18 protein-coding genes are annotated in these 11,536 nt (G+C 56.1%); 4 read left to right on the forward strand and 14 right to left on the reverse strand.

Going from position 1 to position 11,536, the window contains the following annotated elements; genetic code table 11:
- Positions 1-71: 71 nt before the first annotated feature.
- The 14 genes from ABRP95_RS09765 to ABRP95_RS09830 form a co-directional block, all read right to left on the reverse strand.
- Positions 72-377, reverse strand: a complete 306-nt coding sequence (locus ABRP95_RS09765; RefSeq protein ID WP_349839334.1) for a hypothetical protein — start codon at positions 375-377, stop codon at positions 72-74.
- On the reverse strand, positions 377-727 hold the full coding sequence (locus ABRP95_RS09770; protein WP_349839336.1) for a hypothetical protein: 351 nt from the start codon (positions 725-727) through the stop codon (positions 377-379). The genes ABRP95_RS09765 and ABRP95_RS09770 overlap by 1 nt, the downstream gene beginning before the upstream one ends.
- Positions 715-849 carry a hypothetical protein gene (locus ABRP95_RS09775; RefSeq protein WP_302524976.1) on the reverse strand — a complete coding sequence of 45 codons (135 nt, stop codon included), beginning with the start codon at positions 847-849 and terminating at the stop codon, positions 715-717. The genes ABRP95_RS09770 and ABRP95_RS09775 overlap by 13 nt, the downstream gene beginning before the upstream one ends.
- A gap of 32 nt (positions 850-881) precedes the next feature.
- Positions 882-1,070 carry a hypothetical protein gene (locus ABRP95_RS09780; RefSeq protein WP_349839337.1) on the reverse strand — a complete coding sequence of 63 codons (189 nt, stop codon included), beginning with the start codon at positions 1,068-1,070 and terminating at the stop codon, positions 882-884.
- Entirely contained in the window at positions 1,067-1,975 is a 909-nt protein-coding gene (locus tag ABRP95_RS09785; RefSeq protein ID WP_349839338.1) for a hypothetical protein, read from the reverse strand. Before ABRP95_RS09785 ends, ABRP95_RS09780 begins: the two co-directional genes overlap by 4 nt.
- A gap of 507 nt (positions 1,976-2,482) precedes the next feature.
- Positions 2,483-2,956, reverse strand: a complete 474-nt coding sequence (locus ABRP95_RS09790; protein WP_349839339.1) for a single-stranded DNA-binding protein — start codon at positions 2,954-2,956, stop codon at positions 2,483-2,485.
- Positions 2,956-3,276 carry a hypothetical protein gene (locus tag ABRP95_RS09795; RefSeq protein WP_349839340.1) on the reverse strand — a complete coding sequence of 107 codons (321 nt, stop codon included), beginning with the start codon at positions 3,274-3,276 and terminating at the stop codon, positions 2,956-2,958. Before ABRP95_RS09795 ends, ABRP95_RS09790 begins: the two co-directional genes overlap by 1 nt.
- Positions 3,276-4,136 (reverse strand): hypothetical protein, encoded by an 861-nt coding sequence (locus ABRP95_RS09800; RefSeq protein WP_349839341.1) that lies wholly within the window; start codon positions 4,134-4,136, stop codon positions 3,276-3,278. Before ABRP95_RS09800 ends, ABRP95_RS09795 begins: the two co-directional genes overlap by 1 nt.
- Complete coding sequence (locus ABRP95_RS09805) at positions 4,136-5,062, reverse strand: YqaJ viral recombinase family protein (protein ID WP_349839342.1); 927 nt, start codon at positions 5,060-5,062, stop codon at positions 4,136-4,138. Before ABRP95_RS09805 ends, ABRP95_RS09800 begins: the two co-directional genes overlap by 1 nt.
- Before the next feature lie 174 nt (positions 5,063-5,236).
- Complete coding sequence (locus ABRP95_RS09810; RefSeq protein WP_349839343.1) at positions 5,237-5,491, reverse strand: hypothetical protein; 255 nt, start codon at positions 5,489-5,491, stop codon at positions 5,237-5,239.
- Complete coding sequence (locus tag ABRP95_RS09815; protein ID WP_349839344.1) at positions 5,488-5,685, reverse strand: hypothetical protein; 198 nt, start codon at positions 5,683-5,685, stop codon at positions 5,488-5,490. Before ABRP95_RS09815 ends, ABRP95_RS09810 begins: the two co-directional genes overlap by 4 nt.
- A gap of 79 nt (positions 5,686-5,764) precedes the next feature.
- Positions 5,765-5,953, reverse strand: coding sequence for a helix-turn-helix domain-containing protein (locus ABRP95_RS09820; protein WP_349839345.1), 189 nt, complete (start codon positions 5,951-5,953; stop codon positions 5,765-5,767).
- Positions 5,954-6,928: 975 nt separating this feature from the next.
- Positions 6,929-7,345, reverse strand: a complete 417-nt coding sequence (locus ABRP95_RS09825; RefSeq protein WP_349839346.1) for a hypothetical protein — start codon at positions 7,343-7,345, stop codon at positions 6,929-6,931.
- Positions 7,346-7,370: 25 nt separating this feature from the next.
- Positions 7,371-8,171 carry an antA/AntB antirepressor family protein gene (locus ABRP95_RS09830; RefSeq protein WP_349839347.1) on the reverse strand — a complete coding sequence of 267 codons (801 nt, stop codon included), beginning with the start codon at positions 8,169-8,171 and terminating at the stop codon, positions 7,371-7,373.
- A gap of 445 nt (positions 8,172-8,616) precedes the next feature.
- Between ABRP95_RS09830 and ABRP95_RS09835 the strand changes: the two genes are divergently transcribed.
- The 4 genes from ABRP95_RS09835 (at position 8,617) to ABRP95_RS09850 (ending at position 11,486) form a co-directional block, all read left to right on the forward strand.
- Complete coding sequence (locus tag ABRP95_RS09835; RefSeq protein WP_349839349.1) at positions 8,617-9,105, forward strand: hypothetical protein; 489 nt, start codon at positions 8,617-8,619, stop codon at positions 9,103-9,105.
- Positions 9,106-9,182: 77 nt separating this feature from the next.
- The gene (locus ABRP95_RS09840) at positions 9,183-9,563 is read left to right on the forward strand and encodes an ImmA/IrrE family metallo-endopeptidase (RefSeq protein WP_349839350.1); all 381 of its coding nucleotides are present in this window, start codon (positions 9,183-9,185) and stop codon (positions 9,561-9,563) included.
- A complete protein-coding gene (locus ABRP95_RS09845; RefSeq protein WP_349839351.1) occupies positions 9,560-10,135 on the forward strand; it encodes a hypothetical protein in 576 nt (191 codons plus the stop codon). Before ABRP95_RS09840 ends, ABRP95_RS09845 begins: the two co-directional genes overlap by 4 nt.
- A 139-nt stretch (positions 10,136-10,274) precedes the next feature.
- Entirely contained in the window at positions 10,275-11,486 is a 1,212-nt protein-coding gene (locus tag ABRP95_RS09850; RefSeq protein WP_349839352.1) for a tyrosine-type recombinase/integrase, read from the forward strand.
- The last annotated feature ends 50 nt before the right edge of the window (positions 11,487-11,536 follow it).

Below are 11,536 nucleotides of genomic sequence, written 5' to 3' on the forward strand. Positions count from 1 at the left end.
CTTTTCTCCTGGTGTTGTAGGCTTGTGGTGTACACACCGCGTCCGCTCACACTTGTGATGACGCGGTTTTCTCATTCCGCCAGTTCTTGCTCGTAGGCGTCGATTGCTTCCCTGGTGAATTTCGCGGCCAATTCCGGGGTGATTCTGCTGACATCTAGGATGTAGTCACGCTTGGCATCGTTCTTGAAATCGTAGATAGCTACGTCGATGAAGGCGGGGTTTTCTTTGAATACTGTGCCGGATATTGTGTATCGGCCTTGGTAGTCGTACGCGGTGGCAGTTACGAGATTGTATTTCTTCTTAGATTCTAAAATCTTCGCTTTGCGACCTAGAAGCTTGAAGAAGGCAATGAGGGTTGCGGTTTCTTTCGGGGTCATTATTCTCCCTCCTGGAGTACGTAGCGACGGCCAGTCGGGGTGAAGCGTTCCTTAACATCGCCTAGGGCGACTTTTGGCCCGTCCGATGTCTGCATGAAGCTGATAAATTCGTCAAATTCGTAAAGCATGACCACCTTGCCCCAGTTGGGGTGCTCTGCTTCCGCGAGGTAGTGCAGCTCATCGTCCCATTCGACGTCGGCCATGGTCGGAGGGGTGGTGTGGGCGAGGATGAAGTTAGCTGCGGCCTGAATTTCGGGCGAGCTGACTTCACAGGACTTGTTCCACTCCGCCCATTGGCGGGCGAGCTGCGCGTCGATGATTTCTTGGCGGGTGAGGTTTAGTTGTCCCATAGTTGGTCGTCCTTTCGTAGGTCGTGTAGTTGTTCGTACCAGCGTTCTTGGCTGTCGAAATTGTTTTCTAATTCTTCTTCGTCTGGGTCGTTCGTGTCATCGAACGGGAATGGTCGAGCCATGGGTTAGTCCTTCCAGGTGATGGTGATGGGGTTCATTGCTTGTTCTCGTGCTCCTCGAGGGCTTCGAAGTCCGTGGCCAGCAGGCCAATGTAGATAGCGAGAAAGCCCAGGGCTATGGCAATTACGGCTGGGTGGTGAGCGACGTACAGGACCCAGCCAAATTGAGAAGCCCCGATGACGTAAATCGCGGCTCTAGCGATGTGTTTGAGTCGTTTTTTCAAAATGGTGGCTCATTTCGTTTCTGGCGGGTTTGAGTACTGTTTTGGGGTGATTGCCCATGGGTGGCTTGTTTGCCGCTCTGTATGGCTGCTGGGCCGGTTTTTGGGCCTGTTTCAGGCTTGTGGTCACAGCGCCAGGCTTTCCCGTCCTTGTAGCGCATGCCGTTGGCGTCACAGAGGTCGCATTCCCGGCGCGCCTGCAAAGCGTCCTTACGCTCCTGGTGCTCTTCGGCTTCGGTGCCCTCGCGGAGTTTCTGGCATTCGCGGCAATCTTCATCGACCCACTCCCCCGGCGGGATGTGAGCATGCTTCGGGCATCGAGTGCGTGCGGCGTGAGCCGCCGCCAACTCGTCCAAATTCTGGGGGGTCGATGGGGCGTTTTCGGCAGCCGCGTTAGCGGTATTTTCGGCCTGTTCCCCCTCCCCCTTCTTATTCTTATTCTTGCTAAATTTTGCTAGGGGTTTTGCTAGAGGTTTGCTAGGCGTTTGCTTAGCACTTGCTTTAGCACTTGCTTTAGCACTTGCTAGACGTTTGCTACTTTTCGCAGCGTGTGCCCTACTTTTAGCCAGCCCGCCAGCACGCCCAGCGGCCCTTCTTTTCTCCCTAATTTCTTCAATTTCAGCCCGCGTTGTCTGGTGTTTAGCGAAGTCGTGTATGAAAAAATCACCATTTTCGAGCTCCACAAGCGAGGGCGCATCGGGGTCGTTGTCTAGCAACTCCTGGCACACGTCTAGCAAATGCTTAGCACTTGCTACACGGCGGTCAATGACCCCATCGGTCTGCATCCGACACGACCACAAAATCATCTCCAAAAGCCCCAATTTCGCTTCCGGCGACAGCACCATAATTTTCGGCGACTCGAAAAAATCATGCGTAATATTCGCGTACAAGCGACTATCTTTCGGCATCGTTTTCCACCTCCTTTTCTATGGATTCAAATAGGCGTATAAGCGCGTCTAGGAAATCTGGTTGGGCGCAGTAAATGTCTTGGGATTCGAGGTAGGCGCGCATGTCTTGGCGCTGTTGGTGAGTGGTCACATGGCCACCTGCTTCAGCACCCAAATCAGGGCGTAAATCGGATGCTCAGGGTCCGCAAGGCCACCGTCTGGCGTGTAGGCCAATTCGGACATTTTTTCGATAAAATAAACAAGCATAAACAAGGTCCTTATGTAAAAGACCCCACGTGGACTATTGAGGTCCATGCGGGGGCTTAGGCAGTCGGGTCGACCAGCACAGTCGACGACGCATTCATAGCGAAGCGGCCGTCTCTGGTGGCGCCATGCACCACATCACCGACACGAGCAGCGAAAGTGATACGGTCAGCTATCTTTTCCGGGTCGAAAGCCGTGGGGAAAGCACCACTCTCCTGCCCTTATAGTCGGGCAGGTCAGCGGCTTTAATCGAGATATAGGCCATCAGAATGGCGGGGCTTGGTCTTGCTGGCCTGCTTGTGCCGGCTGTGTTGACCACGCACCCGAGTTGGCGCCCTGCCCACTCTGCTGCTGGGGCTGGGACTGCTGTGCTTGGCCTTGCTGGGCGGTGGGCATGCGGTAGAAACGCAGCGCCTGGAACTCAATCTTGCTGCGCTTTTCGCCGTCCTTAGTCTCCCACGACCTCGTTACCAGCTTCCCAGTCACAGCAACCTGGTCTCCCTTTTTCAGCTCAGCGGCCAGTTCCGCCCACGGGGTAGGATTCTGCCGATTGCCGGACTCATTCCACATCGTCACGTCCAGGTACATGCTGCGAGCCTTAACCCACTGATTCTGATTCTCGTCATAGCGATTATCCGAATTCGCCAACGTAAAATTCGCGACCGCAGTACCCTGTGGCGTGAATCGTAGTTCCGCGTCCCTAGGTAGCCCTCCAGTGAGGGTGATGACATCAATCATTAAAGGTCCATTCCTTCCAAATACTTCTTCGTCACGGTCATGCGCATGTACAACTGCCCCTGACGAGTTGCTGCTTCGATGGGGTACTCATTAAAAGGCAGTATCTGCCCTTTGCTTACCCTCGACGCGAAGTTCCTGTTCCGACTCTGCAGCGTTTCTTTCTTGCGGTTCACGGCATCGGGGTACAGCCACTCGTATGAGACTTTTGCCCACTGACCAGGATTAGCCAGAAGACTGTCAATGAGCTCGTCTACGCGCTGCTCATCAAGGGTGGCGCGGTTCTGGACGGGTGGCAGTTCATCAATGAATTCAAGCTCCATTACTGTTCCTTTAGCTCGTTGTAGCGGGACATGATGATGTCTTTCACTTCGTCGGGTACATCACCTTCGGCTTTGAGCCCGTCGGCGAAAGCGGTGATGTCGTCAGTGGTGGTGAAACTCTCGACGGTGGATTGAATATCGGCCAGGAACTCATCATCAACCGGCGCTGGCCCGTCGGTCTGCTGTGGTTCTTCCTGACGGCCGGTTTCGCCCATACCAAGCGCAGCTTTCAGGCCACTAGCGCCACGGCTTGGGCGGTCCAGGTGCGTTGCCGTGACCTTATGGGTCGGCGACTGCTCCCAATCCTCTTTCACCGGCATGCCACCGGTCAGGTGCGGAATCATACGGTCCGTGAGCTCACCGATACACTTCCAATACAGCATCTTCGACGGGCGGGTTTCGTACTGCACTTTGTTGCCTTTGACGAGGCCTTCTTGGGTTGCGCGCTCGATGGTGTAGCGCACCTCCATCGACTGGCCCTTAGGGCTGGTCATGCGCACCGTGACAGCCTTAGCACTGTCCTCTATGGTTTCGGTTTCGTATCCGTGGCTCAGAGCAATAGCTAAAGCCGTTTTGCCGTAGAGGGCGGGGGTTCCGTGTACCACGTAGATGGACTTACCAATGGACTCCGGCGGGATACCCAGCGTGGCGCCCTTGAGGATTGCGGCCGCCATATCCGCCGGCTTGTTCTTGAATGGTCCTGCAAAATCAGTGCGGGCGAGCTGCTCAGCAATCTGTGCTGCCGCGCTCCAGGACTCAGCCTGTGAGCGTAGTTGCTCCAGCACGTTGGAGTTGACCGGTGCCATCGGCATACCCGCGTCCGGTGTCTGCTGGTTGGTGGTGTCGAGTTCTTGATTCATTACTTCTCCTTAGAAAGGTCGATTTTCTTGTTGATTTGCACCGACGGGGCGGAATTTTTCCGTGCCCTACGGTCAGCCAGTTTTTGGTCTCCCACCATGGCGAGGCGGGCATTACCCATGAGGTTGGCGAGTTGGGTTTTGGCGAGCTGTGCGCGGTTTTTCGCTTCGTCTTCCGCATGAAACGCGTCCAACCACGCAACAGCCTGGTCACGTGGCACCTGGACAGTGGCGTCGCGGTCAATGTCAGGATGCAGGCCGCGTACCGCGTCGTAGGTCTTTTTGTCCGCGTCCAGGTCAGGGAATTCACCAGCCCGGATTTTGCGGTAAATATCCTGCAGCTGGTCGACCAGCGCGTTGAAAATACCGGCGTCAAATTCCACATCGTGAATCTCAGGCTTCATCGCCCCAGACACGACGACCACAGAAGCCGACGGGATACCGCTGACACCCATCTGGAATGTGACTTGGGTGAAATAGTCCGCGGGGATTGAATCATACTGGTCCGGGGTGCCCCAATCCTCGAGGCTGAATGCGGTTTTACACTCGATGATGTGGAATCGTCGGGGGTCTTTCAAACCGTATTTTCGGTTGATTCCACGCCGGTCAATCGTGGCCATATTCGGAAAAGGCAGCGTCGGATTAGAATACGCAATCTCTGTGGTGCCGTTGTGTGGCCTGTTAAGTTGCCAACCAGGGTGCTTATGCAGCCAGTACTTGGCTAGGGGTTCTTCGCTCAGGTGGCCCCAGAGGGCGCGGTCTTCGTCCATGCCGTCCACCGGCAGGTTCCCGGCCAGTTGGTGCCAGGCCGCGTACTGGGATTGAAAGCGAGAAATACCTAAAAGTGCTGGGACTTTTGACGCGGTAATGGTCTGAGCCCACTCGTCAGTGCCGGGCGCCGGGGGTTTAGTGATGATGCGCTGTTTCATACTGCTTGCACCTGCCTGCGGACTCTGTCCCGCGCCGATGGGGACACGGAGTGTTCCACGGTGTGCTGGCTGACCTGGTACACCTCGGCGAGGCGTATGAGGGCCAATGGTCGGGAAATCCCACACCGGATGAAATGGTCATATTCTTCCTGCAGAATCAGGGCTCTTTCGGTTTTAATCATCATCATTCCTCTGCAGGTGAGCCTCGAGGGACCGCAGGCTGGTCGCATCGATGCCCCAACCAGACTCGAGCTTGACCGTTTTGTTGATGGAGTTGATGGACTTCTGCAGGTCCCTATCGCGGTAGTAGCCGCGGGCGGCTTCCTTCTCCAGGCGCTTTAAGCGCTGATTCACCGCAATGGACAACGCAAGCGTGCCCAGAACGTTGATGAAAACAATCGAGTTCAGGGCAACAATCCAGGTGGTCATCGTCGTGGCTCTCCTAGCGTGTCGTCGAGGGCGGCATATCCCGCGGTGGTGAGTGCTTCGACCTCGAGCTTGGAATTGCGCTTGATCAGCGTCACCAAACCGTGATTTTCGAGGTTTTTGAGCTTGAATTGACTATGGATGCGTTTCCCACGAGCTACGGCGCGTAGGTCCTCCAGTGTGGTTTCGGAAATCATAGGGCGAGGCCTCCAATCAGGATTCCGGCGAATACGGGCAGGCCAAAAGCCAACCCCAGGGCGTAGTCTTTTAAGCGGTTCATGCGATTTTCTTCGGGTCGAAAAGCGCATCAATGACGCGCTTAGGGAAGACGGTGCGCGCACCCACGGTGATGGGGTGCAGGTGCGATACAGCGCCTTGCTTTACGTGCTCATAGAGCGTGGATTGCGAAATACCAAGCATCCTGGCGACTTCAGGGACTGAATATGACTGTTTGGTAGCCTTCAAGATGTCCTCCTATGTGAGAGTGGGTGGATTTTTGGGCCCCGTGCAGTAGCAGTGCACGGGCCCCTTTTTGTGATGGGAGGGGGCGGAGCGCTCCGACGCGCCGACGGCCAGGCGCGCATCATGGATTGCTTACGCAGGCTCTAGGCGGGGCTTGCCTGCACCGCCCCCAAGTTCTCTCGCGTGGACTCGAACCACGCACCCCAAAAAAGGGAACGCAAAAACTGGGGGCCACCCTTGTGTGGCGAGAGACTCGCACCCCAACAACCCCAGCGCGGCAAAGCGCTCACAAATCCACACCAGGGTCATTGAGGTGCTTGAACCGGGGTGAATGCAGCTGACGCGTACCAGCAAGGTGCGACTGGCGCGGGGGCTTGCCCCTCGCTGCGGGCTTTAGGCGAAAATGCACACTCGCCGTTGACACCCACCCCGAGTGCCGCGCCCGGGACTCGCACCCGGGGAGTAGCTATTTCACGGCCTCAGTGTTTTTCGTGCCCTGTTACGTGGAATTTGCCTCACCCTTGGCCAGCTACGGCGGTCAGGTGGTTTCAGCCTGTCGGCGGTGCAGGTCATCGACAATCTAAGACACATGCTCGCTACACCAAATAGTCCCACAGGGACACGGCCCGGCCTACCGTTCTACGGCCGGGATGGACTCCCTATTCAGTTCTCTGTACAGCGTTTCGACCCAACTTGCACCCCCTGGGGAATACGTCACTGTGTCGATATTTCGGGACATGACTGTCCCCAGTGCCCGTGGGGAGGCTCGCACTCCCCTCGCCTGCTAGTCGGGCTAAAATTCAGTCATGGATTGGAATCTCTTCGTCGCCACTGCCAGCCTGGGTTTCGCACCAATCACCGTGTGGCTAGCAAGAAAGCAGATTAAGCTCGAAAGAATTAAGGACACTTCGTACTCAATTCACATCAATCTGCGACAATCAGAGCACCTGGACTTACACGTCGAGCACAATGGGATTTCTACGCTTCATCGTTTTTCTGTCTGGATGAAGAGCGGCGAGAAATATCAATTGCTGCATGAATGCCCAAAATTCGAAGCTGGAGATTTACTAGAGACACCACGCCTTGAGCACTATCCTGACGAGATTCTTGTGACGTGGTTTGTGCCTCGCCACTCTGGGAAAGGTCTTCAGTCTCGGGCTCTCCGCGTCCGCTACCATTCTGGGCAAGATAATCGTGTCGAAGAGTGGAAGTACTACTGGTGGACACCACTCCGGTTGTTCCTCCGTACTCGTCTAAGAAGATGGTCGTTTCTGAAACTTCAGGAAACTCCGACAAAGGCACCCCTTGGTTACTGGAAGGCTCGTCGTCATGACGTCGACCGGCCCGGCGACCGACCAGGATGGCCAAACCAACCAAAATAACCACAGCGACCACACACAGGATTGTCTTACCCATCGCGCTACACCGACCCTGGTAGTGCGTCGTAGATGGACTGGTCAACTTGAATGCCGGCGTTCTTCGCTACGGTGATTGCCCACCCGGCGCGCACGTACAGCGTTTGGCGGACTTGCCCGTTGTGGTAGCGGGGCGCATTGTGCTGCGCCCTAATGTCGAAAAGATTCCGGTAGGCGGCATAGGCGCGGTATTCATTGCGGTCAACCACATCCCCTTTGCGTGATGACCATTCCCGCGTTTGGGTTTTGCGGTAAATCATCTTCGCGTCTAGTAGTTTCTGACGTGCCTGTGGCTCTGTCAGCCCGAAGTGTGCGCCCCAGTCTTTTACGGTCATTACGTCCGATTCGATAGAAACGCAGTGGTCGTAGTACTCGACTTTTGGCTTAGCCGCTTCCAGGGCGAGGGCCTGGTCCGCGGTCTTGGCTTCCAGTTCCTTAATCGTGTGGTCGGCGACCTTGATGGCGCGGGCCATGATTTCTTCCGGCGACAACTCGGCGGGCTCCTTGGCTCGTCGTTCGCACTCAATGAAATACTGACGAGCTTGCTTACCCTTGTCGGTGCGCTGAATCATGCTGATTTCCTTAGCCATGTCCAGCGAAACGATGTGGTCTTGTTTGGGGCGACCTCCCTGGTCAGAGGTTTTCCCCGAAATTGGGGAAAAGTCCTGACCTGCAACGAAGCCATACGCGGTCATATCTTTAAACCACGTCGTATAGTCCTTGCCGATACCTAGAAAATTGTGTAGGTCGCGGCCCATGACGGCCTGGGCGCCATCTTTATCTTGAATGGGGATTAATTCACTCATTGTGGTATACTCCTTTATGGTTTCCTGGCCCGGTGTTCCTGCACCGGGCTTTTTCTTATGCGGCCTGTTCTGTTTCGTCTTTGATGACGAGCATGGTGCCGTACGGTCGACCAGTAAGGAATTGCAGTTTCACCAGGTCTTGAGCACTGGGCAGGGTCTGCCCTCGGTACCAATTGCGCACAGTGTGCGAAGTGCGGTTCAGTTTGTTGCCTACCTGTTCGAAGTTGGTGAATCCGTATTGCTTGCGGAGCTGGTCGATAACCGTGGGGTCTAACTATGCGGGCATAGTGACTCCTTTTGGATTATCCGTACCGTTTCGGTTCGGTAATTTCATTTTGACACACTATGGCAGATTACGCAAGTCTAAATTCGTTTTTTATATGTTTATGCAGGCTATAGGCCATTTCATATTGACATACGACGTTCTTTTAGATACGCTTAAGACATGCAGGAAACACACACCGAGTGGTTCAAGCGCGTAACCCGAAACGACTCAAACCGACGCGCTGCGGACCTCGCTAACATCTCCCCTGTCACTCTCGGCAGACAGTTGAAAGCCAACGAGCTAAGCGCGGACCTCATCATCAAAATTGCCCAGGCCTACAACGAGTCTCCCGTCGTAGCTCTCGTAGACCTCGGATTCGTCAGCGCCCGCTGGCTACAAGAAGTAGGCACCACCACCGCACTAACCCGCGCCAGCGACGAGGAACTCACAGACGAACTCCTACGACGCCTACGCCTACTCGACGACCAACCCATCGACGACCTCGCAGCTCGTCGTGCGGGTGCCCCCGTGTCCGACGTGTCTGGTTCACTGCACGATGACGACGATGGCATCGTCCGTGACTTTGACTGGGATGAACCTCACGCCGCAGATAGCAGCCCAGACGAAGACAAACTTCGAGAAGAACGAGGAGAAGACCCCATTGACTAAATATTTTTCGGAAATTCCGAAAAGAAGCAGGTCACAAGGGCCTAATTCCAGCCACGCAGAACGAGGTGAATACCCGATTGACTACTCCCCTTGACGCCCTCATCGAGGTCGCCGAGTCCCGCGGCTACCGCATCCGCTGGCATAAGGCCGGTCCTAAAGCCGCCTGGCAGCCACACCGAAAAATCGTCACTGTCCGCCTCGGAATGAGCGACGCCGCAACAATTAGCGCCCTAGCCCACGAGCTAGGCCACGCCCACTACAACGACCCGCCCGGCCACCACGGGGCACACGAGTACCGCGCCGACCGCTTCGCAGCACGCCTACTCATATCCCCCACCGAATACGCAGCCGCAGAATCAATCTACGGACCACACCCAGCCACCCTCGCCAACGAGCTAGGCGTCACGGTCAAAGTCCTAAAAACCTGGCAAACACTCTACGAAAGGCAAGCAGCATGAAGAAGCTCTTCCCCATCATCCTCACCATCCCCCTCGCCCTGGCGGCGTGCAGCAACGACACCGAGCCGGAGTCGGGCACCACACCAGCGACCGAAGCAGAGGCGGCAGACGCTACGTCCGCGGCGCCCACCGACGGCCTGGACTATGACCGTGAAATCGGCGACGAGCTCCAGCTCGCCTCCAACCCCACCAACGACGTGACCCTCAAGGTCACTGACATCACCCTCGGTGAAGAATGCAAATACGGCACCAATGATTACGGCGACGAGCCTTACGACCTCGACGGCAAGCAGTACCTGCAGGTAACGGCGGAGGTCGACGCGAAGCATGTCGTGACCGACGCCGGCGGCGACTGGATAACGCTCAACGACTCGGACATTCTCGACGCAGATGGCTTCACGCAGACTACCGGCCCTGCCATGGACTGCCAGAATGCGGACGACGGCCACGAAATGTGGAGCACGACCATTCACAGTGGAGAAAAGAAACGCGTATACGGTGCTTTCGAGGTCCCCCAAGGTGTCGAAAAAATCAGCATTGAGAATTACACGTTTGATGTGAAAGACCTGTAAAACGCAAAAAGTCGCCCCTGCCTTGTTCAGTGGCTGTGCACCATTTTGAACAAGACAGGGGCGTTGCAAACCCAGCACAAGGGTTATGAAGACAATGCCCTGGACTCCACAGTCCATGGACACCAAGAAGTATACCATAATGGCTATCCAGAAAAGACTTACCAAAGCAGGAAAAACCGTCTACATCGCCCGCTGGCGCGACCCAGCCGGAAAAGAGCACTCCAAAAGCTTCACCCGGCAAAAAGAAGCCAAAGCATACGTTCAGGAAATGGAGCGCGACAAACGCCTCCACAAGTACCTCCCCGAGGTAGACCAGGACATTACCGTCAAAGAAATGTTCAACCGGTGGATGAATGACCGCCCGCTGCGCGAAGCGAGTCTTGTCCAGTATCGGAATGTACGCGACCGCCTCTTAGGCCCGCTTGGCCAGTGGCCAGCTCGCCAAGTCACTTCCGCCGATGTCAATGAGTGGGCCAATCAACTTCGCACGTGCCGGCATTGGCTCGCCCCGGACGATAAAGGAATTTCAGAGCAGTCAGTGCGAATCATCTTGAGTTGGCTACGGTCCGCGTTCACCTACGGGGTGGATAATGACCTGGTGGGGAAAAATCCTGTGCGGGTGCCGAAAAAGGAAACCGCGGTGGAGCCCGACGCGATTCCCACTTTGGGTGAGATTCAGCGCGTTATTGATGCTGTGGAGCAGGGTGGCGTCGAGTATGTGTCGGTACCGCGTAAGGGTGTGCCGCCACGCCGGTGGGCCTACCGGCCAGATAGGTCCATGGCGGACATGCTGAGGACGGCAGCTTTGACCGGTATGCGTATCTCTGAGCTGTGTGGCCTATTGGTCGAGGAGGTGGACCTGGAGGCGGGTGTCATTCGGGTCAGGAAGCAACTATCGAAGTCGGTCCCCCGGCGGCGGGTGGAGTTGAAATCGTCGCATTCCCGGCGCGATGTACCAATTGCGAGCGAGCTCGTCCCGGTGCTTAAACGAGTTATTGGCGGGCGTGAGGATGGGTTTCTGTTCGTCAATGGTGGCGGCGGGCCGGTGCATGCGAATGTGGCGGCGCAGAAGGTGTCCCGTGCGGGGAAGGCTGTAGGCGCGGAGCGGGTGCATTTTCATGCTTTGCGGCATCGGTTCGCGTCGTCATTGCTGACTGGTGGTGTGCCGGTCCAGGACGCGGCGCGGGTTTTGGGGCATACACCGACGACGTTGATGCAGACATACGCGCATGTTTTGGACGGGTCTCAGGAGCGTGTTGCGGGCGTGATTGATTCTGCGTTGGGATGCGGGATTTCTGCGGGATCGCCTCGGTTGACGGTGGTGCGTGGGGGTCAGGGAACCCCCGCTTAGCTGGTGTTTTGTCCGCCTGGTTGCGTGTTTTTACTTGATGCTGATGATGA

The sequence above is a fragment of the Corynebacterium sp. KPL2895 genome, assembly GCF_040225815.1.
GTDB classification, from domain to species: domain Bacteria; phylum Actinomycetota; class Actinomycetes; order Mycobacteriales; family Mycobacteriaceae; genus Corynebacterium; species Corynebacterium rhinophilum.

What these genes read in the sequence shown, in the direction of transcription:
- ABRP95_RS09790 (WP_349839339.1), bottom strand. Translation starts at nt 2,956, where the DNA reads ATGATTGATGTCATCACCCTCACTGGAGGGCTACCTAGGGACGCGGAA.
- ABRP95_RS09765 (WP_349839334.1), bottom strand. Translation starts at nt 377, where the DNA reads ATGACCCCGAAAGAAACCGCAACCCTCATTGCCTTCTTCAAGCTTCTA.
- ABRP95_RS09810 (WP_349839343.1), bottom strand. Translation starts at nt 5,491, where the DNA reads ATGACCACCTGGATTGTTGCCCTGAACTCGATTGTTTTCATCAACGTT.
- ABRP95_RS09830 (WP_349839347.1), bottom strand. Translation starts at nt 8,171, where the DNA reads ATGAGTGAATTAATCCCCATTCAAGATAAAGATGGCGCCCAGGCCGTC.
- ABRP95_RS09805 (WP_349839342.1), bottom strand. Translation starts at nt 5,062, where the DNA reads ATGAAACAGCGCATCATCACTAAACCCCCGGCGCCCGGCACTGACGAG.
- ABRP95_RS09845 (WP_349839351.1), top strand. Translation starts at nt 9,560, where the DNA reads ATGAAGAAGCTCTTCCCCATCATCCTCACCATCCCCCTCGCCCTGGCG.
- ABRP95_RS09800 (WP_349839341.1), bottom strand. Translation starts at nt 4,136, where the DNA reads ATGAATCAAGAACTCGACACCACCAACCAGCAGACACCGGACGCGGGT.
- ABRP95_RS09795 (WP_349839340.1), bottom strand. Translation starts at nt 3,276, where the DNA reads ATGGAGCTTGAATTCATTGATGAACTGCCACCCGTCCAGAACCGCGCC.
- ABRP95_RS09770 (WP_349839336.1), bottom strand. Translation starts at nt 727, where the DNA reads ATGGGACAACTAAACCTCACCCGCCAAGAAATCATCGACGCGCAGCTC.
- ABRP95_RS09785 (WP_349839338.1), bottom strand. Translation starts at nt 1,975, where the DNA reads ATGCCGAAAGATAGTCGCTTGTACGCGAATATTACGCATGATTTTTTC.
- ABRP95_RS09850 (WP_349839352.1), top strand. Translation starts at nt 10,275, where the DNA reads ATGGCTATCCAGAAAAGACTTACCAAAGCAGGAAAAACCGTCTACATC.
- ABRP95_RS09815 (WP_349839344.1), bottom strand. Translation starts at nt 5,685, where the DNA reads ATGATTTCCGAAACCACACTGGAGGACCTACGCGCCGTAGCTCGTGGG.
- ABRP95_RS09835 (WP_349839349.1), top strand. Translation starts at nt 8,617, where the DNA reads ATGCAGGAAACACACACCGAGTGGTTCAAGCGCGTAACCCGAAACGAC.
- ABRP95_RS09775 (WP_302524976.1), bottom strand. Translation starts at nt 849, where the DNA reads ATGGCTCGACCATTCCCGTTCGATGACACGAACGACCCAGACGAAGAA.